The sequence below is a fragment of the Trichocoleus sp. FACHB-40 genome (genome assembly GCF_014695915.1).
Taxonomy (GTDB): domain Bacteria; phylum Cyanobacteriota; class Cyanobacteriia; order Cyanobacteriales; family FACHB-T130; genus Funiculus; species Funiculus sociatus.
On sequence record NZ_JACJPF010000103.1, the window covers coordinates 95,991 to 120,158 of the forward strand.

The window sequence follows — 24,168 nt, forward strand, 5'->3', positions numbered from 1 at the left end:
CCCTTACTTAAGCTCCAAGTTGATAGATATCGAGAACCACGCGGACGAACGGATATCTGCGTTGGGTTTCCAAGTTTGATGCGGTGGATGAATTACTCGACTTACCGCACAATGGTCACACCCGCTGTCGAATCAGTGTGAATGCCGATCCGGTGTCTTGTCGGTTTGAAGGCGGTACAGCCTCGGTCGCTTCCCGGCTTCAAGCTTTGCGGCGGTTGGCTTTACCTCGATCTTCTGGCGGTGGCGGGTATCCAGTGGGTTTAGTAATTGCGCCGATTATGCCTATAGAGGATTGGGAGACACATTACACTCGTTTGCTTGACTCGATTAGCGAAGCACTCGATTTTGATTGTGACCTGACTTTCGAGCTGATTTCTCACCGCTTCACACCTGGCTCAAAAGAGGTTTTGCAAACTAGGTATCCCCAATCAAAGCTGGACATGGACGAAGAAACACGCACTGTTAAGCGTAACAAGTTTGGCGGCACCAAGTATGTTTATGACACTGACACGATGAAGACGCTACGGCGCTTTTTTGAGGGTGAGATTACTAAGCGCTTTCCCCAAGGTCGCATTCTCTACTGGACTTAAGATTTCTAGCTAAATCTAATCTTATGAGCTGACCAAATTACAGGTCAGCTTTTTTATATTTTGAGCAAGTTTGCAAGGATTGAGAATGCGATCGCCCTGGAGAGCTGATCCAGCTAATTCCTTTTTTTGGGCGTCTACACACTTCGCGTTCCCCAACACTACGCGATCGCGCTGACTCGCTTTATCTGGGACAAAGGGAAGGAAGCGATCGCGCTTAGCGGCTAGGATGCGTTAACTATTTTATTGTTCTACTTCTTTTGTTGACACTTCCAATTAAGCCAATTCTTCAGGATTTCCCTAATCAAATTCTTTGCTTCTAGTAAAGACATAGGATTTTTCGGGGGTTCTTGCTTTTCGACACCGTGGCGTGCGTCATCGCCAATAGCGTTTACGCTCTGAGATGTGTGCGTGAAGTTACTAATCTTATTTTTCGTTACCCATTCTTCGAGCTTCTTGCTTTTAGCATCTTGATTAACAATTTCGTAAATTTTGTAAAGATTAACCCAGTTCTGTTCAAAAGAAGTCCAAATCCGGAAAACATTTTCAACTATTTTGTCTTTATCTGCAAGATCAATCCAAGGTTCTAACTCTAAAAACTGGGCCGAATCTTGGCCACCTTCGACTTTTATCGAAGCCTTACTTTTATCCATTTTTATAGTACCTGAACCAGCAATAAAGCGGTGATGTTTCCTATTTTCGTCAACTTGCTCAATTACATCAGCATTGAGCAATTGAAATTCAGGAAAATGAATCATCGCCACAGCATTTAGTTTCTGAAAGAGTTCAGTAGCACGCCCATATACATCGCTGACGTTCGTTAGCGGTTCAAAATCTAAAGAATATAGGTAATAACAACTATTTTTTTCTATTAACTTCAATTTTTCAGACAAAGTAAGCAATTTGGACAGATTCAAAAAATCTGACTCATTAATTTCTAGTAAAATTAGCCATTTCATAATTAATATTCCCCTTTCAATATAACATTTTGCATTTTTTTAATTAAATTTAAAGGTCGGTTAGGTTTATTTGAATACGCTTGTACTTTGATAGTAGCAACTTTTAGTAATGGGGAAAATCCCTAGCTTCATTGATAATAAAGCGCGATCACTCTACCTTCCCACACCCTTGACACTTTCGTAGTATAAATGTAGTATAAAATTGCCGCACAAGTGGCAAACGTCTTTTCATGGCTCTGGTAAGGCAGAGTATTTGTCCTATGATTCCCCGAACGCGCATCCGTAATATTGGAATTTCTGCTCACATCGACTCTGGTAAAACAACCCTCAGCGAGCGGATTCTGTACTACACGGGCAAAATTTACAAGATTGGCGAAGTTCGGGGAGGTAGCGATCGCGCTACGTTGGACTACATGGAGTTGGAGCAACAAAAAGGCATTACCATCACTTCAGCAGCGACAACTTGCGTATGGAATGATACGCAGCTTAACCTGATTGATACCCCCGGACACGTAGATTTCACGATTGAAGTTGAACGTGCATTGCGGGTTCTTGATGGTGCGATTATGGTGCTTTGCGCGGTTGCTGGTGTGCAATCGCAATCTATCACCGTAGATCGGCAGATGAAGCGATACCGAGTGCCGCGTATTGCCTTCATTAATAAGATGGATCGGACGGGTGCAAATCCATTCCGAGTCGTGCGATCGCTGCGAGAAAAACTCGGTTTGAACCCGGTACTGCTTCAGTATCCTATCGGCAGCGAGGATAAGTTTGAAGGCGTCATTGATTTGATTGAAATGACGGCAAACTATTTTGCTGGAGAAAAAGGCGAAATTCGCGTCATTCAGTCGATTCCCGAACACTTACGCGAGGAGGCAAAAGAAGCACGAGAAAAGATGCTCGATCAACTCTCTATGTTCTCCGAACCAATGATGGAGATGCTACTTGAGAGCGAAGAAATCCCCAAAGGAATGATTTGGGAAACCCTTCGTCGGGCAACTTTAAGCTTGCAATTAACGCCAGTTATGATGGGTTCCGCCTTCAAAAATAAGGGGGTTCAAAACCTATTAGATGCTGTTGCTCTTTATTTGCCGTCTCCAGTGGATAGAGAGGTGGTGAAAGCGATCGCGATTTCGACCAATGAGCCGATTCATGTCTATCCAGACACGGAAGTCGCACTCGTTGCCTTGGCTTTCAAAATCGCCAAAGATGAGTATGGACAACTGACTTATACCCGCATCTATTCCGGGACGCTGCACGAGGGACAACGCATCTACAACACTCGCACCAACCAACGGGTGCTAGTGAGCCAAATTGTGCGGATGCACGCGAACAAACGCGAGGAGGTCGAAAGTGCCGCAGCTGGGGACATTGTAGCTTTACTGGGCGTAGACTGCGCTTCTGGCGATACGTTCTGCTCGGACGGAACCTACCTTTCTTTAGAGGGGATGTTTGTGCCAGAACCTGTGATGACGCTAGCGATCGCGCCCAAGAAACAGGAAGATGCCGCTCAAATGTCGAAAGCGCTCAATCGCTTTACACGAGAAGATCCTACCTTCCGCGTCAGCATCGATCCGGAGTCCAAGGAAACCCTGATTTCGGGGATGGGCGAACTGCATCTAGAAATCTACATTGAACGCATGAAGCGGGAATACAACGCCGAAGTGAACGTCGGTGCGCCCGCCGTAGCTTACCGCGAAACCGTTACCCAGTCGGCAACCTTCGACTACAGGCTCAAGAAGCAAGGCGGTGGTCCCGGTCAATATGCTCATGTTATCGGTCGGATTGAACCCTGCGAAGAACCGTTTGCGTTCGAGAATCGGGTGGTTGGTGGTGCAATTCCCAAAGAATTCATCCCCGCTTGCGAGAAAGGTTTCCGCGAAGCGATCGCAAGCGGACATCTCATCGGTTATCCGATTGTTGGTGTCAAAGCGATACTAGAAGCGGGTTCCTACCACGCGATTGACTCTTCGGAAATGGCGTTCCGAACTGCGGCGAGTCTTGCACTCAAGCAAGCTTTTGCCAAAGCAACGCCAGTCATCCTCGAACCGATTATGCTCGTGGAAGTGGAAACACCTAACGAGTTTGTCGGTCGAGTTCAGGGCGATCTCTCGTCTCGTCGCGGCGTCCTGCTGGGTTCTGAGACGATGGAAAATTACGCTGTCATCCGTGCGGAAGTGCCGTTCGTGGAAATGTTCGGTTATTCTGCACAGTTGCGATCGCTTTCTTCCGGTCAAGCTAACTTCTCAATGGAGTTCGTCTCCAACAAGCCGGTACCCGCGAATCTGCAACAGCAGCTGATGGAAGCTGCCCATCTGCGCGGCTAAAGCCTTCATCTGAAAATAGCACTAAGGAGTGTTCGCGTAGCGGCACTCTCTTCGCGGACTGAGGACTAAATTTTAGTTCTCAGTCTTTTCTTTGCACTCATAAAATGGAGTAACACACTCAAGGAGTGCCTGATGAGCCAAACCACTACCGATCGAGTCCGTTGGACAGTTGCCGATCTGGAGTTGTTGCCAGATAACGGGAATCGCTATGAGATTGTGGATGGAGAATTATTTGTGACACGCGCACCACACTGGGGTCATCAAAGAGTATGTAGCAACATTTGTACAGAGTTGAATTTTTGGTCGCGACAGACTGGTCTAGGAGAATCTGCAAGTGGTGCTGGCATCATTTTTACAGATGCTGATAACGTGATTCCTGACGTAGTTTGGGCAAGCAAGGAACGATTAGCTGCTGTGCTAGATGATGCAGGGCATTTAACCGCAGCACCAGAGTTGGTGGTTGAGGTGCTATCTCCAGGCGAGGAGAATGAACGCAGAGATAGACAGGTGAAACTGAAACTTTACGCATCGCAGGGAGCCACGGAATACTGGATAGTGGATTGGCGTTTGCAGCAAATTCAGATTTATCGACGAGAGGGGGCAACATTGGTGCTAACAGCGACATTGTTTGCCAGCGATGAACTGACTTCGCCTTTGCTTCCCGGTTTTACTTGTCCTGTGGCGCGGTTGTTTAATTGATAAAAAAATAGGGTGGGAAAAAACCCACCCTACCTAATACTTAATGTGCAGTTACTAACTCAGCTGGTAAGCGCTTGAAGGCAAGACGCTCATTTTCCACATCGACAAAGATGGTGTCGCCGTCGTTAAATTCGCCGCGCAGGATACCCTTGGCGATTTGGGTTTCCAGTTCCCTCTGAATGGCACGCTTTAAGGGACGTGCGCCGAAAACTGGGTCGTATCCAACTTCTGCCAAAAAGTCAAGAGAAGCTTCGGAAAGTTTGAGAGACATCTTGCGATCGCTTAACCGTTTTTCCAATCGCTTGACTTGGATTTGGACAATCTGCCGCAGTTCCGACTTCTGCAAGCCGTGGAAGATGATAATTTCGTCAATTCGGTTCAAGAACTCTGGACGGAAGCTAGTACGCATCGCCTCCATTACCCGACTACGCATCTCATCGTACTGGCTATCGTCACCAGCCAAATCTAAGATGAACTGCGAACCGATGTTGCTGGTCATGATGATGATACTATTCTTGAAGTCTACAGTGTGACCTTGAGAATCGGTAACGCGACCATCATCGAGAATTTGCAACATGATGTTGAAAACATCTGGGTGAGCTTTTTCGATTTCGTCGAATAGCACCACTGCGTAAGGACGACGACGGATAGATTCAGTTAATTGTCCGCCTTCGTCATAACCGACGTATCCGGGAGGCGCACCAATAAGCCTGGAAACGCTGTGCTTCTCCATGTATTCGGACATATCGATTCGCACCAAAGCTTCTTCGGTGTCGAATAGATAAGCGGCGAGGGCTTTTCCGAGTTCCGTCTTGCCAACACCAGTGGGCCCAAGGAAAATAAAGCTAGCAGTTGGACGATTTGGATCGGCAAGACCAGCACGCGATCGCTGAATCGCATCAGCTACAGCTGTCACCGCTTCATCCTGACCGATGACGCGCTTGTGTAGTTCGTCTTCCAACTGCAAGAGTTTTTCTTTCTCTGATTCCACTAACTTGCTGATCGGAATCCCAGTCCACTTAGAAATGATTTCAGCAATATCAGATTCAGTGACTTCTTCCCGAAGTAGCGATCGCCCACTATTTTGAGTTTGCGCTAGTTGCGTTTCCGTCTCTTCTAACTGACGTTGCAATTCGGTCAACTTGCCATATTTCAATTCAGCAGCTTTGTTAAGATCGTACTCTCTCTCAGCTTGTTGAATTTCAATATTCACCCGATCGATTTCTTCTTTGAAGGTTTTACGGCGTTCGAGAACATCTTTCTCAGCTTGCCATTGAGCATTCAGCGTCCGTTGTTTTTCCTCAAGATCGGCAAGTTCTTTATCCAACCTTTCCAGCCGTTCTCTAGAAGGTGCATCGCTTTCTTTTTGTAGCGACAAACGCTCCATTTTTAGCTGGATAATTTTGCGGTCGATTTCGTCAAGTTCCTCTGGTTTAGAGGTACTTTCCATCTTCAAGCGGGCGGCGGCTTCATCTACTAAGTCAATCGCTTTATCTGGGAGGAAGCGATCGCTAATATATCTAGTAGACAAAGTAGCCGCAGCCACTAACGCACTATCAGAGATTTTCACGTTATGGTGCGTTTCGTAGCGATCTTTCAAACCCCGCAGAATGGAAACAGTATCTTCCACGCTGGGCTGATCGATATAAACTTGTTGGAAACGCCGTTCTAAAGCTGCATCTTTCTCGATGTACTTGCGGTATTCATCCAGAGTTGTCGCACCGATACAACGCAACTCACCTCTTGCTAACATTGGTTTGAGCAAGTTGCCAGCATCCATCGCCCCTTGAGTTGCACCAGCACCAACAACGGTGTGAATTTCATCTATAAATAGGATGAGTTGTCCTTTGGAATCGGTAACTTCCTTGAGAACAGCTTTCAAGCGTTCTTCAAATTCACCCCTATATTTGGCACCAGCAATCAAAGCACCCATATCGAGGGCGATAAGTTTGCGATCGCGCAACGACTCAGGAACATCACCACTGACAATTCGCTGCGCCAAACCTTCAGCGATCGCAGTTTTACCTACCCCAGGTTCACCAATCAGCACCGGGTTATTCTTAGTGCGACGAGACAGAATTTGGATCGTGCGGCGAATCTCATCATCGCGCCCAATCACTGGATCTAACTTCCCTTCACGGGCGAATGCTGTCAAATCGCGCCCATATTTTTCCAAAGATTCATACTTGCCTTCTGGATTTTGGTCAGTCACTTTTTGGCTCCCGCGAACTTGGGCGATGATAGTTCTTAGCTTGTTTTCATCCAGTTTAAATTCTTGAAACAAAGCCTTACCAAAGCGATCGTCTTTGGGATAAGCCAGCATCAAGTGTTCGATAGAGATGAAGTCGTCTTCAAACTCTTTGCGAAAAGCTTCAGCCCTATCTAGCAAAGTATCAAGACTGCGCCCTACATAAACAGAGGTGCCGCTACCAGAAACCTTGGGCTGACGCTTAATAAAGTCTTCCGTGCGTTCTCTAAATCGCTGCACGTTCGCCCCACCTTTGTTGAGAATGCTGGTGGCGAGTCCTTCTTGATCCAGCAGCGCTTTCATCAAGTGTTCGCTTTCCAGTTGTTGCTGCTGGGCAGATTTAACAATATCTGGGGTGCGGGTGATGGCTTCCCAAGCTTTTTCTGTAAATTGGTTCGGATTAGTTGGTTGCATGATAACTACTGCTTAACAGACCACTCCAGACACCCATAACACAGAAAAATCAGCATTACATCTGGCTTATGGCTGCCTCTATGGTCATTGTAAGTAGCCTTGTGCAATCCCAGGATCGGTATTTACGTATCCACGGTTGGGTATTACCGTCCCAAAAGCGTCCCATCTTTAACAAATCCTGAACAAACTGCGCTCTCCTTCATCAATCCTTTATATAATATTTTTAATCATTTGTTAACCTGAAGTTAATTAAATACTTCTGATTAGCTAAATTACCAGTTTAAAGTTTAGCTCGATTCGGCACCAGCAACCGCAGTGCAGTCATTTCTCCTGAAAAAAAACAAGAAAAATTCATTTGTTTTTCAAGCCCTTAATCGTTTTGTTCGGGAGTATGTCACGCTTCCGGTTCAATTCCCATAGCTCTTAATTGTGCTGCTAATCGCTCAGCGCGTTGGCGCTCAGCTTCCGCCCGCTGGCGCTCAGTTTCAGCGCGTTGGGTTTCCTGGTCAGCGCGTTCATCGCCAGTCAACAACAAATTACCTTGTGCATCCCACCAACGCAACCAAGGTAATTCTGTATTTTGATACTGTCCTTGCCAAATTCCCAACTCGACTCCAAGCGGTGAAATTGGATAGTGTCCCCGCTCATTTGCAGCTATGAGTTCATAGCGATTTTCTATCATGTGATAGACCTCAACACTGGCTTTATTTACTTCATAAATTCCGTAGAATGCCGGACGAATCACCTGTTCATAAACCCAAAATTTGCCAGTCATGGGTGTGGTGTCGCGTTCTTCTTGTCCATCCCCAGATACAAATTCCAACACAATCAACGGTGCAATATGTTCTTGCCACATGACATAAGAACGCCGAATTTGACCATTGAATGTAGGCGGGACATTTGGCACATAAAACCAGTCTGGTGCTTCTGCGCCTCGTTCTGGTGGTTCAGTAATGCGCCAGTAGATGCCTAAATCCTGTCCAATACAATAGTTTTCATCGGGATGACGTTGCTCTAGGATAGGTAGAATCGCACCAGTCAGTAAGATGCTTTGGGGATGCTCTTGCCAATTTTTCACAAATGTGCCATCTGACTCTGGTAATTGCGTATGGTCAGGTAAGAGTAAACCTAACTCTGATTGTGTAGTAACGGAAGTCATAGCAGCATTATTAACTCTGATATAAGCTCATTGTAGGGAGCTATTAGCAAAATGAGGCTACTCGCCCTATTCCCTCTGCGGTTCGTTCCCTCTAAATAGCGCCATAATAAAATTAGAATGCTATAAATACTATGAAACTCAAAACGCTAGTTGCCGCGCTATCAGTGCTGTGTTTAACAACACCCGTACAAGCTGCAAATCCGGGACACGTAGATCGTTTACTAAAAACCAAAGAATGTTTAGGTTGTGATCTCAGCGGTGCTGATTTAAGCGGCGCTGACTTGAGAGATGCTAACCTGCAACGGGCAAACTTGACAAAAGCTAATTTGACAAAAGCAAATCTTGCGGGTGCTAATTTGTACGTAGCTAATTTAGATCGCGCCCAACTCCAGCAAGCTAACTTGCAAAATTCCTTTCTGAGATTTACTAACTTGCGCGGTGCCAACTTAGAAGGTGCTGACTTGCAACAGGCAGATATGAGATTTGCTAACTTAGCATACGCCAAGATGATAGATGCAAACTTGCTTGGTGTTAATCTGCAAAATGCTAATTTATACCTGGCCCAGCTAAGGGGAACTATACTGCAAGGTGTATTGGGAATTAATTACTAAAATTGGGAATTGGGAATTGGGAATTGGGATTAAAGTTAGTTAAAAGTTACTAATTACTGGCTCCTCACCTCCTAACTTTTCACTTTTCCATTAACAATTAACTTTCCCGATTTTAAGATGTAGATTGTCGAATTGATTCCCGCTCTAAAGAGCACATTTGTTGATATAGCAGTCCTAAACGAGTTATGAAATATTTTTTCCTCTGTAGCGTTCTCGCCTGTCCTACAGTTTACAAATGAAATAGGACTGCTATAACTTTCCTACTATCTCGTAATAAAAGAGTTTTGAGTGTTAAGTTTGAATTGAAGGCTGTTTAAACTCATAACTCTCCCTAACGGGGATATGGTGCTTGCCAGCGGCGGCGGGGGCCAATATCTAGATGAACCATGTAGGGTACATAAAGGTACGTACCTAAACCGCCCTCCCACCAATCCAACATCTGAGCCAGTTGAGGACCAGTGTAGCCCTCCACCCAGAAATCAACAGCTCCTCCCATGACATACTCTTTCTTCGACGCTCCATTGAGCTTAAAACCGAAGGGTTGATGATGATACCAGCTGGTGATGCGGAAAGGCTTGCCAATTTGGTCTCTAATAACTTGTAGCTGCTCGGCTAGGGTGATAATATTTTGGACGATTTCTTTGTTTTCGGGGAGGTGGCGATCGCCATTAGGAATCGCTGCTGCCCAAGTAATATCGCCCCCTGGAATAATCGGATCGTCTAAACGAATTTTATCCGAGTAGCTTGCTAGATCAAGGATTTCACTGGTTTGTTTTTTAGGTACGGCGATCGCTTCCGCGTGAATTTCTGGGGTGGGCCCACTTAGCAAAGCTTGGTGAAATTTCTCTAACTCCTCTGGGTGCTTATCGTGCAACCATTGTTCTAGCTCATCAATGGCTTGATTTTGATGATCTAAATTTTGATAAAACTTAAAGGCGTTCCTCAGTTTGAATTCCATATCGATCGATCCCTCCAGCGGGCAATTCCCTGATACCAGCCTACCGCGCTACCGTACCAGTATCTTCAGGTAAATGTAATAAATAGCAATCGCATTCCCAACCCACTTGTGGAGAGACGTTGTAGACATGGGCAATCTGCTTTACAGCCCTTTACATCTTGCAAAATGGCACAATCACATCAGCTTAGCGTCTTCAAGGCTTAGCGAAGTAAACTAAAGCAACACTATATCAAGGGAGGAAAAAGTGATAGATAAACATCAGCAGATGAAAGTTAATAATGTTTGGCTTGAGGGTTTTAAAACAGTTGGACTAAGCCTAATTTTTGCCTTTGGTTTTCGCACCTTTGTTGCCGAAAGTCGCTATGTTGCTTCCGGATCTATGTTGCCTACCTTGGAAGTTAACGATCGCGTGATGGCGGATAAGGTAAGTTATCACTTTGAAAATCCTCAGCGTGGCGACATTGTGTTGTTTTCACCCACAGAAAAGCTACAACAACAAAATTTCCACGATACATTTATTAAACGTGCGATCGGGTTGCCAGGAGAAAAGGTAGAAATCAAAGCCGGAAGAGTTTATATAAATGACCAACTTTTGCGGGAAAACTATATTGGAGATACTAAGGGGGAAGATTGGGGTCCAGTTATTGTACCGGCTAATTCTTATTTAGTATTGGGTGACAACCGCAAAGATAGTTATGATGGTCGCTACTGGGGTTTTGTACCACGCGATCGCATCATCGGTAAAGCATTTGTGCGCTTCTGGCCTTTCGACCGTTTGGGCAAATTGAAGCCAAATTTTGCTAATACTTCTGCTAGGTGAAATCAGACGCGATCGCTCCAGTAAGAAAACGCTTTATTGCCAGGCAGAAAACCCTGATTACTTTGCTAAAATGCAAGCAATTAGGATAAAAGAGAAGTCTTATATGGTACAGTACAATCCGTTACAGTACCTTTCCACAGAGGAGGATCTGCCCAACTCGGACAATACCCCTGTGGATAACGAATTTCAACTTTTGATTCCTCATCTGCTGCGCGTCATCCTATGTCTATTATGGGCAAACCGCACGGACTGGTTTTTTGGGATCAATATGGGAGTTTATTATGACCCCCAACAGCCAGCAATTGTACCGGATGGTTTCTTAAGTTTAGGAGTACCGCGACACAAGAGTAACCGAGGAAGACTCAGCTATTTAATTTGGCAAGAACAGGTTGTCCCCCAGTTTGTCTTAGAATATGTTTCCCAAACAAAAGGCGGGGAATATGACGACAAAATGACCAAATATGCCAGCATCGGGGCGCTGTATTACGTTATCTACAACCCTGATTACTGGCGGCGGGACAAGCATGATCCTTTTGAAGTTTATCGGTTAGAAAATGGGGTTTATATCCGACAGTTTGGCAACCCAGTATGGATACCAGAAATTGATTTAGGCATTGGGTACGAGTCGGGGACGCATCATGGTTGGACTCGTGATTGGCTCTACTGGTATGACCAGAACGGAAACCGCTTCCCTGCTCCTGAGAATGTCATTGAACAGGAACGCCAACGCGCTGAAACTGAACGTCAACGTGCTGAAACTGAACGTCAACGTGCTGAAACTGAACGCGAACGTGCTGAGGGCGTTCAACAGCAGCTTGCAGAGTTAATGGCTAAGTTACAAGAACGGGGAATTAATCCCGATGACCTTTAGATAGCGCGATCGCGTTGCTACTTGATGACGAATGCGATCGCTCATTAATTCCATAACAACTCAAAGGGAATTGGGCGATATTTTTTTATGTTTTCATAATGTACGCTTTCCACTAATTTGTGCCAGTAAAGTATTAAATCGTTATGCTGTTCCTCTAAATTACAATCAAATTCAATTAGTATATTATGCGCTTCCTTCCCTACTTGAGATTTAGCATAACTTAATGTACTCCAAATATCACTAATTTGAATTATGTCCTCAACAGTTTTACCTTGATGACTAATTATTAGGAGTTCATAGGTTTTTCCATCTACCATTCTTGATTACTCGTTTTTCTTAATGCGGATGGTAGGACAGTGATAATTTATAATTTTACTTCAGCTTAAATTTATGACAACTCTAAACCAGTATATTTAATAAGGTAATATCCTTCTGTAGCGTCCTTTTTTAAAATGCTGGTGTAGCCAAGCCATTTGTAACAATCCAAAGTGTACTGATCTTTAAATATATCGTATTCTTCTGGGGCAATCGAATTGGGAAAGTTATCATCAAACTGTTCCCATTAGGGACACCAGAATTATAAGCACAAATAGCTAACTACCAAAGTTAAGGGCGAACAAATGAAGCCTGGGTCGGCTGGCTTTTAAGGCAGAAAGGGCAGTTTTTGTACGCGAAAGTCCGAAAGTAATAGGAATGCAGACTACAAAAATTCTATCCCACTCTACTTTAAAAGTAATTTCGCTAATTCACAAAATCCCTCGCCTTCGGCAAACTTGGTAATGTAAGCGGGTTTATGAATTAACTGATTGGCATACTCTAAAACATTTGCCACACCAACAGAAACGGGAAAATATTGAGGATTAAATAAACTTTCATCGTTGGGACTATCGCCAACTGTGACAACTTGTTCTGGTGGGTATTGAGGGAAGTGATGGGTTAATACTTGCAGCAACCCAGTTGCTTTATCTTGTTGCTTTGGTTTGATGTGACACTGTATGGAACTGTAGGTAAAACTCCAGCCCAATTCTTGACAAAATGCGTTTATGGTTTGCAGATCATCGGGTGTCAGTTCGCGATTATCAAATGTCCAATCGGTGATGCGAAAACGATTGTCACCAGATTCTTGAAGATAAGGAAATTTAGATTTGAGTTGGTCAAAAATATGATAAAGCTGTTGTCTGTGGGCGACAATATCAGGAATGGGGGTTAAAGTTACTGGGGTTTCGGTGCCAGATGGGTAGAATAAACCGCCGTTTTCTGCTAATGCACCCGCAATTGGCAATATCGCGCTTAAACCACTCATCCAGCCAGCGGAACGCCCGGTGACAATCAGCACGGGAATGCTGGCATCTGCTAAATTTTCTAAAGCTTGGAGTAAACTTGCGGTAAACTTGCCTTGGCTCGTCAAGGTGCCATCCATGTCGGTTGCAACTAGACGAACATTTTTCAAGTAATTCTTCATATTAGCTTGATGAAGCGGTAGGAAAGTGATCATAAAGTGGTTTTAGTGGGAAAAAAAAATGGCTATGCCAACACTGACACCAAACCAGCGCAATTACTACTATCTTTTAGAAGCGGAACGCACGGGCATCCACAAGCCGATTTTGGCAGCGCTTTATCAAGTACACTCTTCACCGTCGCTATCGGACACAGAAAAGGGGCTGGGCATCTCTCCGGCTAACCGGATTCCTTTGGAAGAGGTAGATTCTTTTCCGAAACAGGTGCAATATGCGGCTAATACTATTGGAAGTCTGTGCAACAGTTTAGTTGTTCAGGGGTGGAAAGGTGCCGAAATGTGGGATGTGGAAAAAGGTCGTTATAGCGATCGCTTCCTTCAATCTGTCGCTGCTGGTTATGTACCATCTGCCAGCGAACCCACGGCGGCGCTTTTGGAAGCAAGTAACGCTGATGCGCTACTGCAAGCTTACCTGAAAGACATGGCTATAGATTTTTCGGTGGCAGGCTTGCCGGAAAATCTTGCTTATCTGGATCAGGCGTTAGTAAGTTTGGTGGAACGTGTTGCTGATTACTATATAGGCTTGCCTCAACAACGGGATGCGGTGCTGGAAGCGGTGCGGATATGGCATCACTTGGATACCAGGAAAGATGCGATCGCAAAGCTTTCCGCAGCATCTTTGCAGAAGATCCCCCCAACCCCCGTTGAAAATGGGGACTTTTCTCCCCCCTTTCCAAGGGGGGTTAGGGGGGATCAAGCCTTAGCTGAAGACAACTTCGATGAATCGGCGCTAGATATTCCCCTGAAGCAATTTATCCAGCAAGTTGCCCAAAATTACTCTGGTTATCCGTATCAACGGGAAGCACTGCTGCGCCTAACTCAGCTGTGGCGACAACTCCAGTCGCGGGAAGATGCGATCGCATCTTTGAACAACACGTCCGCCGAAACTGGAATCAAAATAATTGATCCCGCACTGATTGCCTTTGTGCAGTTTATCCCCCAGTATTATCAAGGAACGGGAACCCAACGCCATGCCCTCACCGAGTTATTGCGACTCTGGCGGAAATTAGACTCGCGTGCGGCGGCGCTGGCGGCTTTGGGCATCGATCCCCAAATGTTGGGTAGCAGTACCGCAGATCGCACTACCTTCTCTCATCTTGCCGTCCAGTTGGACAATGAATTACTAGAGTTTGTCCGCCGTTTGCCTATTGAATATAAAGAACTGGATTACCAACGGGAAGCTTTAATTCGTCTGGTTCAACTTTGGCGCAATGTGACTAGAGATCAAGCCATCCGTTCCCTGTTCGACGATCTCAAACGCATAGATAAGGCGCGGAAAGATTCCCCGGATTCTCCACCCAAGCCAATGCCAGTTATCTTTAAAGAGCGTCCCGAACACTGGACGCTAGAAAATATTCAACTGTCGGCTGCGATTGTGCCGGATGGCAACTTTACCTGGGCAGAAGCTACCTCTGGAGGTATCTGGATGCCACCCAATCAAGAGACTTTAGATGCGATCGTCCGGATTGCTAAAATGGCACAGAAAGCACGCGATCGCATTGGACGGCCAATCTTAATCGCCAGCTGGTATCGACCACCAGCCATTAATCGAGCGCTTGGTGGCGCATTATACAGCCGTCATATTGTTGGGGATGCAATAGACTTCACCTGCGAAGGGCTTTCTGGCGCTCAACTTTATTGGTTCCTCGACCCCTGGTGGTCTGGTGGCTTGGGCCGCTACACCCGATTTCCAAACCTATGCCATATTGATGCGCGATGTTACCGCACGCGGTGGCAAAACTAAATCAATAAAAATGGAAAATTAAATTATTTTTCATTTTTAACTTTTACTTTGGGCATCCTGATAATAGACATCAATTTCTAGCCGTAGCCTATATGTCCACTCCCATCATTTTTGTAGACGCTCTTTTAGCTCAAACCCCTGCTAAGAAGACTCAACTCCCAGCCAAAAAAACTCAAACCGCACAACAAGCAGCCGCAGCTGCTAACCCTCAACCACCGTCAATCTGGATGTTCACCACCGGAGGACTGGCTTTACTGCTAGTTGCTGGGGGAGTATTTGTCAAGATCAAATCTAATGAGATAGCAAAGAGAGCCAAGTTACAAGATTTTAAAATCAAAGACCTCCAGAAAAAGTTAAAGTTGGCGCTTGATTCTATTCATAGAATGGAAAGCAATCCTGACTTGGTTAACTCGCGGGAGTTTAACTTAGACTACCTGAGAATGCGAATGGAGGAGGAGGTGTTTCATTTTGCGGTCGTCAATCAAATTAAAGTTAAAGTTAAAGAACTAATCACTTTAGCTCTTCGTCCGACTCAAGCATCACAAGCAGCGGTTGGAATTGCTAGTACGCAAGCTCGTCAAGTGGATGAAATCTTTGATGTTGCTTATGAGACGGGAGAAGGCACAAAGCGCTCTAAACGGGTGCTTTTCCGCATCCAAATTAAGTTAATGAAATTACCTACTCAGGCTACTTCTGCTACGATTAGCCAAATTATTGACTGTATCGAAACATTCCTCTCTCCAGCAGACGATCACGATACTTGGCAACCAACAATTCAGGGGCGCATTGTAAAACTAAATTGGGATCAGAAGGCAAAGCCAACACCTCTGTTGGTGCTAGAGCAATTAAGCGATGGGGTAAATGTGAGTTTTCGCACGAAGCGGGCTGCTGGTACTTAATTTTCCTCGTTAAAAGGCTCAGCCTGGGAATGCTATTACTGAGGTGCCTCATGTGTGGGGGAGACACAGCGATCACTCTAGTTATTAATAGTAGGGGATAGTTAAGCGATGCAACCCAACAAAATCCTGATAAAGTTGGGTAACGCGCACCTCAACCATTTCCTACAATTAACCAAACATTTTATGATAGACGGGGTACTACAATTATTCTTAACTGAACCGTATTGTGCTATATATGCAATAGTTTCTAATCTAAAATTGGATTAGCTCAGCTTGGTTATCGAGCGATCCGCTCAAGACTTTAGTCTGGCGTTACACAAACAAAGCCTGTATAATCAAGCCTGCCAACGCTACGGCTTCGTTTGCGGAGCATTGACCGCAACAGGAGTGTGGGCATACTATTGGATGAACCCTTATGTCAGCGTTTCCCAAACTGGTTTCTGAACATCTTTGTTTTGGCGGTAAAGTTGGTTTTTACAGCCATGTTTCTGATACTTGTAACGGCGAAATGCGATTTTCTGTCTATCAGCCACCGCAAGCAAAATCAGCACCAGTACCAGTTCTTTATTTCCTCTCAGGTTTGACTTGCACTGAAGAGAACTTTATGGGTAAGTCTGGCGCACAACAATTTGCTGCTAAGTACGGGATAATGCTCGTTGTACCAGATACCAGCCCTCGCAATACGGGAATTGAAGGTGAAGATAAAGATTGGGATTTTGGTACTGGTGCAGGATTTTACGTTGATGCTACTCAGGAAAAGTGGCGATCGCATTATCAAATGTACAGCTATGTTGTCCGCGAATTACCCGCTCTAATTGCCGATAATTTCCCGGTACAACCTGAAAAAATGGGGATTTTCGGGCATTCGATGGGCGGACACGGAGCTTTAATATGTGCTTTAAGAAACCCTGATATTTATAAATCGGTTTCAGCTTTTGCACCCATTGCCGCACCGATGCGCTGTTCTTGGGGTCAGAAAGCTTTCAGTAACTACCTTGGCGCAGATCAGGAAAGCTGGCGCGACTACGATGCAAGCAAATTGGTACTGAGTGCCAAATTTAACCGCCCCATTCTCATCGACCAAGGCACCGCGGATCAGTTTCTCGCCGAACAACTGCTTCCAGAGGCGTTTGAAAAAGCCTGTGCAGAAGCGGGACAACCGCTAACTTTGCGCTACCAAGAAGGCTACAACCACAGTTACTATTTTATCGCCACTTTCATTGAAGATCACATCCGCCACCACGCGATCGCGCTGTTTAGCTAAATTTCTCGTTCCCAGTCCGCAGCCTGGGAACGAGGAAAATTGGTTTTGAGGGAGTATTTTCATGTTTGCACGGAAAATTCTTCAGGATCGATTCCCCAATTCACCCAGCGAATTGCTTTTCTAGCTGAATTAACATCAGGAGGCACATGCAAGGCGTGAATAAATTCAGTGCTAGGGCAAGTCATTTTTAACAGGTAAACTGGCTCAATATCGACATTATTATCTATTTTTAATAAGGTGTATTCTTGCCAAGTATCTAACGCAGCCGCTTGTAATTCTTGGCAGATTCGGGCGTAGCCAATCCCTTGAATTAATACCCGCTTCAGTTCCGCATTATCTTCTTCTAAAAGCCATTTTGCTGGCCACTGCTGGGGGTGTACTTTACCATATTTTTCAGGTAAGCTTACGCCGTGATATGAGTAAAGACTGTATCCATCTGCAAACTTAATTGCTGGTTTTCCCTCTGCATGTAGGCGATTTTAATGATCGATAGAGGATTGGGTAGGGCGAAGCGCTAACGCGCAGCTTCGCTAACGCAGACAAAACAAGCATTTTCAAAATGATAAATCCAACCACAATTATTTACCAATAGCTGAAACGCTGACCATTTTCTTTTGTCGTGAGTGCAATTTAAAACAGAAAAACAGAAGTCATACAAACCACCTCTACAAGCCCATAATTGAGGCTACACGCAACCATCAAGGAATTGGCTACTGGATTGTCTTCTCAGTTGGTTCAACAGTAGACTGGACGGTAGTCTACTTCGTCCATCATCCAGCTCGTGTCCCATCAACAGTCCGATATCTAGTTGGTACGCTAGATACTGAAATTGTCTTGCCCTGTGGCTCATCAGTTGCTGCTCTAATTTCCATTTCAGCTCAAAGTCAAATAAATTTGCTAACAATCTCCCTTTTGTATTTAGAATTGGGCTGTTCAAAGCTGCATAAGGGCTATCAAAAAAAAATAATTTCAGGCTCTTTTTTGCCAATTGCGGAGTAAGCAACTTTAACCGATTTTTTAGCTTTTGAGCGATTAATTAGTCCTTTGGAGAAAACAATTGCTCTCCATTTTTCACGGATTACAGGAATCAGTGCTTCTTGTTCAGGAGTAAGACTTTTAAGCTTAGTCTTTGCCATATAACTCCACATTTATCTATAAGGGCAGAACATTGCTTTTTTCTACCTTATGATGGATAAGAACTATAATATTTGTTACGTATACCACTTTTATGGGCTTTCCTAAAAATGCAGCAGTCAACACCAAATCTGTGCTGGAGCAGCCTGAAGTTGGCAAATTAATTGATGAACTAGGGCAATTGACCAACTTGACTCAAGCGCAGCTTGCAGAGATACTGGGTGTTGCTTACGCGACTATCAATCGGTGGGAAAACGGGCATATTCAGCCTTCACCTCTGGCAATAAAACAGTTTCGCGCACTAATTGATCAACTCAGCCAGTCTTCTTCAGAAACGCTTCGAGCCGGAATCCAACGGCTGCTAACGCAGCACTTCTCACACGAAGGATAGGCGTGTCATGGGTGAAGTCAGCACATTATCTGAGAATTTGTTTGTGGGTGGTGGCGAGATGGGTGCGTTGATGCGATCGCGCGATTGGTCGCAAACGCCCCTGGGGGCTGTCGAAACCTGGCCTCAAAGCTTACGTACCATTGTGCCTTTAGTCTTGAACTCCCGCTTCCCGATGGTCATTTGGTGGGGGAAAGAATTAGTGTTGCTCTACAACGATGCTTGGCAACCCATCCTGGGGACTAAACACCCAAAGGCACTAGGACGACCCGGACAAGAAGTTTGGTCAGAAATTTGGGACATTATTGGCGTGCAGCTAGAGAGCGTACTGGAAACAGCACAGGCAACTTGGTCTGACGATATGCTGCTGCTAGTCGATCGCTACGGATACACCGAGGAAGCCTTTTTCACCTACTCCTACAGCCCAATTTTTCTAGAAACAGGCGAGGTGGGAGGGGCGTTTACGGCTGTCACTGAAACGACCCGACGAGTGATTGGTGAGCGGCGGCTCAGAACGTTACGGGAACTCGCCGCTAGTACCGGAGAAGCCAAGTCCGTTGAGGAAACCTGTCGCATGGCCTGCGCTACCCTTGCGAACAATCCTTACGACATTTCCTTTGCCTTGCTGTACCTGGTCGAACAGGAGGGGCAACAAGCTCGGCTGGTGGGAACAGTCAGGATAGACGCTGGGACACCCGCGGGGCCCAAGCTTGTTGACTTGGCTACTGAAGGTGATTGCTGGAAGTTTGCACAGGTTAAGAAGACTGGCGATGCTGAGATTATTGATGAATTAATCACCCGGTTTGGGATGCTCTCTGGTGGAGCCTGGGATGAACCGTCGAAGCAGGCGATAGTCTTGCCGATCGCGATGGCGGGTCAAAAGCACCTATTAGCAGGATTTCTAGTTCTTGGAATTAGCCCTAGACGTGCGTTTGATGATGAATACCGGAGCTTCTTTGACCTGGTAGCCAGCAATATTGCCACAGAGATCGCAAATGCCCAAGCCTATGAAGCAGAACGCAAACGCGCCGAAGCACTGGCAGAACTCGATCGCGCCAAAACCACCTTTTTTAGCAATGTTTCCCACGAATTCCGCACACCGCTGACCTTAATGCTGTCGCCGTTGGAAGAGGTGATCGCGAATCTGGATGGAACCATTCCACCCCAAGAAAGCGAACAATTATTACTGGTGCAGCGGAACGGAATCCGGCTGCTCAAACTTGTCAATAGCTTGCTCGATTTTTCACGCATCGAAGCAGGTCGAGTCCAAGCAGCTTATGAACCTGTAGATTTGGCAACTTATACGGCGGAACTTGCCAGCACGTTTCGCTCGCTGATTGAACGAGCCGGAATGTCGCTGATTGTGGACTTTCTACCCTTACCCGAAGCGATTTATGTCGATCGCGGAATGTGGGAAAAAATCGTTCTCAATCTTTTATCAAATGCCTTTAAGTTTACGTTATCTGGCTCAATTACTGTTCGATTGCAGTGGGTAGACTCTCACGTTAAATTATCGGTTGCGGATACAGGAGTCGGCATTCCGGCTGAAGAATTACCGCATTTATTTGAGCGATTTCATCGGGTCGAAAATTCTCAAGGACGGAGTTTTGAAGGCTCTGGCATTGGGCTGTCGCTGGTGCAAGAACTCGTCAAACTACATGGGGGAGCGATCGCGGTTTCCAGCACCTTCGGGCAGGGCAGTTGCTTTACGGTGACGATTCCCGCCGGAACTGCTCATCTGCCGCCAGAGCGCATTCGTGCCAGTTGCACGTTAGCATCAACGGCGTTAGGGGCAATACCCTATGTCGAAGAAGCTCAACGGTGGTTGCCAGAAGGCGATTTTAGATTGCCGATTGTGGATTTTGAATTAGACAATAATCCTACTAACTTAAATCTGGCACCAGCCAATCAGGTCGCTCAATCAAAAATCTTATTGGCAGATGATAACGCTGATATGCGCGATTATATTCGGCGACTCCTGAGCGGTTCTTATATTGTTCAAACCGTCGCCGATGGCGTTGCCGCATTGACTGCCATTGAGAAGAATCCGCCCGATTTGATATTGACAGATGTGATGATGCCGGGAATGGATGGGTTTGAGTTGTTGCGATCGCTTCGTTCTAATCCCATAACCCAAGACATTCCCATCATTCTCTTATCAGCCCGCGCCGGCGAAGAATCCCGCGTTGAAGGACTCGCGGCCGGAGCCGACGACTATCTGATTAAACCGTTCTCGGCGCGTGAACTGCTGGCAAGGGTAGAAGCAAGTTTGAAGCTGGCACGGCTGCGGCAGGAAGCAACTGTGCGAGAGCAAACCATTCTGGGGCGCGTAACCGATGCGTTTATGGCAATGGATCTCGACTTTCGCTTGACCTATGCTAATGAAGCCGCACAACGAGTGTCGCGAACTCCCTTAGAAGCAATGCTGGGCAAAACGATGTGGGAAGCCTTCCCAGGCACGATCGGCAATCAGTTTGAATTGCAGTATCGCCGATCGCTCAGTGAGCAAATCGCGGTGGAATTTGAGGAATATTATGCTCCGTTTGATGTGTGGGTTGAGGTTCACGTTTATCCTTCACCGACTGGGCTATCTCTTTTCTTTCGGGATATCAACGATCGCAAACGTATTGAGGCTGCCTTACGCCAATCTGAGGAACGCTATCGAACGCTGTTTGAGTCGATCGATGAAGGCTTTTGCATCATTGAAGTGCTGTTTGATGCCAATGACACGCCGATCGACTACCGCTTCTTAGAAATCAATCCTGTCTTCGAGCAACAAACAGGACTTCAACAAGCAGTTGGTAAAACCGTGCGTCAGTTAGTTCCAAATTTTGAAGACCACTGGATTAAGATTTACGGACAAGTTGCCCTGACGGGTGAACCCGTTCGTTTTGAGAATGCCTCCGAAGCACTGAACCGTTGGTTCGACGTTTATGCTTGCCGCACCGGGCAGCCAGAAGCTCGAAAAGTGGCGGTTGTGTTCAAAGATATTAGCGATCGCAAGCGCATCGAAGCTGAACGCGAACAACTCCTGCAACGCGAACAGACTGCACGAGAAGCCGCCGAACGTGCCAACCGCATTAAAGACGAGTTTCTGGCAGTGCTGTCTCATGAGTTGCGATCGCCGCTTAATCCGATTCTCGGCTGGTCGAACTTGTTACAGCGAGGGAATCTGGACGCTACAAAAACGGCTACCGCCCTTGCCACGATCGAACGCAACGCCCGACTCCAGGCACAGCTGATTGATGACCTGCTCGACATCTCCCGCATTCTGAGCGGCAAACTGAGCTTGAATGCGATGTCTGTTGACTTGAATATGGTGATCTCGGCCGCGTTAGAAACCGTTCGACTAGCCGCCGAAGCCAAGTCAGTGCAAATTCAAACCACCTTTTCACCCTCCCAAAGAATGGTAATTGGCGATTCCGGGCGTTTGCAGCAAGTAATATGGAATCTTTTATCCAATGCCGTGAAATTCACCCCTCAAGGGGGGCAAATTACCGTTAGGTTAACCCAAAGTGGAACTCATGCCCAGATTCAAGTCACCGATACTGGAAAAGGCATCAATCCTGACTTTCTGCCTTATGTGTTTGAGCATTTTCGGCAAGAGGATGGAGCCACAACTCGTAAATTTGGGGGTTTGGGATTGGGGCTGGCGATCGTGCGGCAAGTTGTCGAGATGCACGGTGGTACGGTTACAGCAGACAGTCCAGGTATTGGGCTAGGTGCGACATTCACAGTTCAAATTCCCTTAGCACCTCGGTTAATTGAATCACCAACCTTAGATCCATCACCTGTTAGAGATAGTGATTTGAGCGGTATTCACATCTTAGTCGTCGATGACGAAACGGACTCACGAGAGTTTGTGGCTTTTGTTTTAGAACAAGCTGGTGCGATCGTTACCACCGTTGCTTCTGGAATTGACGCACTAAGGGCTTTCTCCCAATCCGTTCCTAACATCATCGTCAGCGATATTGGAATGCCAGTAATGGATGGCTATATGCTGATGCGTCAAATTCGCGCACTTGCGGAGGGGAAACAAATTCCTGCGATCGCCCTGACTGCCTATGCCGGAGAACTCGATCGACAGCAAGCAGAGGCAGCAGGCTTTCAACGTCACGTTGCAAAACCCATTGAGCCAGAGGTCGTGGTGGCGATAGTCGTCGAATTAGTATCATCAGTCTAAATCGGGCAAAACGCTCGCTACCTTACTGTCGAATCTTGCCCGTTTGACCGAAAATAATGGGATACAAGCCCCGTCCTTCTAGAACGGCTTTTTCTTATTCGTGCTAAAATTTTGATGTAGAAGTTTTCCACGTCAAATGTTTGCTTTAGAGTTCAAGGTCAAAGGGAAAACAACTCAATACGCGGCAATAGACGAAGCAATCAAAACTGCTCAATTTGTTCGGAATAAGTGCATCCGTTTTTGGATGGACAACCGAGGTGTAGGGCAGAAAGAGCTGTATCGGTATAACACGTCACTGAGAGCCGAATTCCCATTTGTCAACGCCTTGAACTCACACGCTTGCCAAGCTTCAGTGGAGAGAGCCTATTCTGCGATTGCTCGGTTCTACGACAATTGCAAAAAGGCTATTTCGGGAAAGAAAGGGTATCCACAATTTAAAAAGAATTGCCGTTCGGTTGAATACAAGACTAGCGGATGGAAACTTTTTGAAACTCGAAAGCAAATTACCTTCACCGACAAGAAAGGGATAGGCAAGCTTAAACTCAAAGGGACGTGGGATTTAAACTTCTACCAGTTAGATCAGATAAAACGGGTTAGGATAGTTCGTCGGGCGGATGGATACTATGTTCAGTTCTTAATCAGTGCTGAAAATAAAGTAGAGGTAGAACCGACAGGAAAAACTATTGGTTTAGACGTTGGACTCAAAGAGTTCTACACCGACTCCAATGGTCATAGTGAACCATCACCTAAGTTTTATAGAACAAGCGAGAAGCGGTTAAAGTTTCGGCAACGCCGTGTTTCTCGCAGAAAGAAAGGCTCTGCCAACCGGAAGAAAGCCATTAATCGACTAGGGCGAGTACACCTCAAAATAAGTAGACAGCGAGAAGAACACGCTAAGAGAGTGGCGCGTTCCGTTATCCAATCAAACGATTTGGTCGCCTACGAAAATTTGAGGATTAAAAACTTAGTTAAAAATCACTGTCTCGCTAAGTCGCTCAATGATGCAGGTTGGTATCAATTCAGGAAATGGCTAGAGTATTTCGGAGTAAAGTTTGGCAAGATAACCATTGCGGTAAATCCTGCCTATACTTCTCAAGAATGCTCTAACTGTGGTGCAACGGTGAAAAAGTCCCTATCTATGAGAACTCACGTTTGCGAATGTGGGTTTGTCTTAGATAGAGACTGGAACGCTGCTATCAACATCCTGAAATCAGCCTTGAGTACGGTAGGGCATACCGGAACTTGGGTCTTAGATCCGAACGCTTCAGGAGATTCGACCTCTACTTTGGCTGGAGCAATCCTGTCAGAGCAAGTTAAGTCTGTGAATGAAGAATCACCGCTCATGAAAGGAACGGTGAGTGTCAATGCTGTCTGAAGAAGCTCCAAT

18 protein-coding genes and 2 pseudogenes are annotated in these 24,168 nt (G+C 45.9%); 12 read left to right on the plus strand and 8 right to left on the minus strand.

Annotated elements, in window-relative coordinates:
* Positions 1 to 38 precede the first annotated feature (38 nt).
* Positions 39 to 590, plus strand: a pseudogene (locus H6F63_RS25120) (spore photoproduct lyase family protein); the annotation flags it as partial.
* 248 nt (positions 591 to 838) lie between these two features.
* Here H6F63_RS25120 and H6F63_RS25125 read toward each other — a convergent pair.
* On the minus strand, positions 839 to 1,546 hold the full coding sequence (locus H6F63_RS25125) for a hypothetical protein (RefSeq protein ID WP_190640050.1): 708 nt from the start codon (positions 1,544 to 1,546) through the stop codon (positions 839 to 841).
* A 260-nt stretch (positions 1,547 to 1,806) separates the two neighbouring features.
* Between H6F63_RS25125 and fusA the strand changes: the two genes are divergently transcribed.
* Positions 1,807 to 3,873, plus strand: a complete 2,067-nt coding sequence (gene fusA / locus H6F63_RS25130) for an elongation factor G (RefSeq protein WP_190640051.1) — start codon at positions 1,807 to 1,809, stop codon at positions 3,871 to 3,873.
* A gap of 132 nt (positions 3,874 to 4,005) precedes the next feature.
* On the plus strand, positions 4,006 to 4,572 hold the full coding sequence (locus H6F63_RS25135) for a Uma2 family endonuclease (RefSeq protein ID WP_190640052.1): 567 nt from the start codon (positions 4,006 to 4,008) through the stop codon (positions 4,570 to 4,572).
* A gap of 40 nt (positions 4,573 to 4,612) precedes the next feature.
* Here H6F63_RS25135 and clpB read toward each other — a convergent pair whose 3' ends face one another.
* Together clpB and H6F63_RS25145 are read right to left on the minus strand one after the other, a co-directional pair.
* Positions 4,613 to 7,234, minus strand: a complete 2,622-nt coding sequence (clpB, locus tag H6F63_RS25140) for an ATP-dependent chaperone ClpB (RefSeq protein WP_190640053.1) — start codon at positions 7,232 to 7,234, stop codon at positions 4,613 to 4,615.
* A 394-nt stretch (positions 7,235 to 7,628) separates the two neighbouring features.
* Positions 7,629 to 8,393 carry a Uma2 family endonuclease gene (locus H6F63_RS25145; RefSeq protein ID WP_190640054.1) on the minus strand — a complete coding sequence of 255 codons (765 nt, stop codon included), beginning with the start codon at positions 8,391 to 8,393 and terminating at the stop codon, positions 7,629 to 7,631.
* Positions 8,394 to 8,524: 131 nt separating this feature from the next.
* Between H6F63_RS25145 and H6F63_RS25150 the strand changes: the two genes are divergently transcribed.
* Positions 8,525 to 9,004 (plus strand): pentapeptide repeat-containing protein, encoded by a 480-nt coding sequence (locus H6F63_RS25150; RefSeq protein WP_190640055.1) that lies wholly within the window; start codon positions 8,525 to 8,527, stop codon positions 9,002 to 9,004.
* A 331-nt stretch (positions 9,005 to 9,335) separates the two neighbouring features.
* Here the strand turns inward: H6F63_RS25150 and H6F63_RS25155 are convergent, their stop codons facing one another.
* Positions 9,336 to 9,962 carry a D-Ala-D-Ala carboxypeptidase family metallohydrolase gene (locus tag H6F63_RS25155; protein ID WP_190640056.1) on the minus strand — a complete coding sequence of 209 codons (627 nt, stop codon included), beginning with the start codon at positions 9,960 to 9,962 and terminating at the stop codon, positions 9,336 to 9,338.
* A gap of 265 nt (positions 9,963 to 10,227) precedes the next feature.
* Here H6F63_RS25155 and lepB point away from each other — a divergent pair, with 265 nt between their 5' ends.
* Together lepB and H6F63_RS25165 are read left to right on the plus strand one after the other, a co-directional pair.
* Positions 10,228 to 10,782, plus strand: coding sequence for a signal peptidase I (gene lepB / locus H6F63_RS25160; RefSeq protein ID WP_190640078.1), 555 nt, complete (start codon positions 10,228 to 10,230; stop codon positions 10,780 to 10,782).
* The gene (locus H6F63_RS25165; RefSeq protein ID WP_347276836.1) at positions 10,760 to 11,653 is read left to right on the plus strand and encodes a Uma2 family endonuclease; all 894 of its coding nucleotides are present in this window, start codon (positions 10,760 to 10,762) and stop codon (positions 11,651 to 11,653) included. Before lepB ends, H6F63_RS25165 begins: the two co-directional genes overlap by 23 nt.
* Positions 11,654 to 11,697: 44 nt before the next feature.
* Here the strand turns inward: H6F63_RS25165 and H6F63_RS25170 are convergent, their stop codons facing one another.
* Entirely contained in the window at positions 11,698 to 11,970 is a 273-nt protein-coding gene (locus H6F63_RS25170) for a hypothetical protein (protein ID WP_190640057.1), read from the minus strand.
* A 404-nt stretch (positions 11,971 to 12,374) separates the two neighbouring features.
* The gene (locus H6F63_RS25175) at positions 12,375 to 13,148 is read right to left on the minus strand and encodes an HAD family hydrolase (protein WP_190640058.1); all 774 of its coding nucleotides are present in this window, start codon (positions 13,146 to 13,148) and stop codon (positions 12,375 to 12,377) included.
* Positions 13,149 to 13,173: 25 nt separating this feature from the next.
* Between H6F63_RS25175 and H6F63_RS25180 the strand changes: the two genes are divergently transcribed.
* From H6F63_RS25180 to fghA, 3 genes are all read left to right on the plus strand, one after another.
* Complete coding sequence (locus tag H6F63_RS25180) at positions 13,174 to 14,913, plus strand: D-Ala-D-Ala carboxypeptidase family metallohydrolase (RefSeq protein WP_242020102.1); 1,740 nt, start codon at positions 13,174 to 13,176, stop codon at positions 14,911 to 14,913.
* 92 nt (positions 14,914 to 15,005) lie between these two features.
* Positions 15,006 to 15,812: a hypothetical protein gene (locus tag H6F63_RS25185; RefSeq protein ID WP_190640059.1), complete on the plus strand. Its 807-nt coding sequence runs from the start codon at positions 15,006 to 15,008 to the stop codon at positions 15,810 to 15,812.
* Positions 15,813 to 16,227: 415 nt separating this feature from the next.
* Complete coding sequence (gene fghA, locus H6F63_RS25190) at positions 16,228 to 17,076, plus strand: S-formylglutathione hydrolase (protein ID WP_190640060.1); 849 nt, start codon at positions 16,228 to 16,230, stop codon at positions 17,074 to 17,076.
* A 59-nt stretch (positions 17,077 to 17,135) separates the two neighbouring features.
* On the opposite strand, the pseudogene H6F63_RS31190 reads toward fghA, so the two are convergent.
* Positions 17,136 to 17,728, minus strand: a pseudogene (locus tag H6F63_RS31190) (DUF6745 domain-containing protein); the annotation flags it as partial.
* Between the two features lie 301 nt (positions 17,729 to 18,029).
* The gene (locus H6F63_RS29555) at positions 18,030 to 18,212 is read right to left on the minus strand and encodes a hypothetical protein (RefSeq protein WP_199298270.1); all 183 of its coding nucleotides are present in this window, start codon (positions 18,210 to 18,212) and stop codon (positions 18,030 to 18,032) included.
* A gap of 92 nt (positions 18,213 to 18,304) precedes the next feature.
* Here H6F63_RS29555 and H6F63_RS25200 point away from each other — a divergent pair, with 92 nt between their 5' ends.
* The 3 genes from H6F63_RS25200 to H6F63_RS25210 all read left to right on the plus strand — a co-directional run bounded on the left by H6F63_RS25200 (position 18,305) and on the right by H6F63_RS25210 (position 24,156).
* Positions 18,305 to 18,601, plus strand: coding sequence for a helix-turn-helix domain-containing protein (locus tag H6F63_RS25200; protein ID WP_190640061.1), 297 nt, complete (start codon positions 18,305 to 18,307; stop codon positions 18,599 to 18,601).
* 7 nt (positions 18,602 to 18,608) lie between these two features.
* Positions 18,609 to 22,781, plus strand: a complete 4,173-nt coding sequence (locus H6F63_RS25205; RefSeq protein ID WP_190640062.1) for an ATP-binding protein — start codon at positions 18,609 to 18,611, stop codon at positions 22,779 to 22,781.
* Positions 22,782 to 22,917: 136 nt separating this feature from the next.
* The gene (locus tag H6F63_RS25210; protein WP_190640063.1) at positions 22,918 to 24,156 is read left to right on the plus strand and encodes an RNA-guided endonuclease TnpB family protein; all 1,239 of its coding nucleotides are present in this window, start codon (positions 22,918 to 22,920) and stop codon (positions 24,154 to 24,156) included.
* Positions 24,157 to 24,168 lie beyond the last annotated feature (12 nt).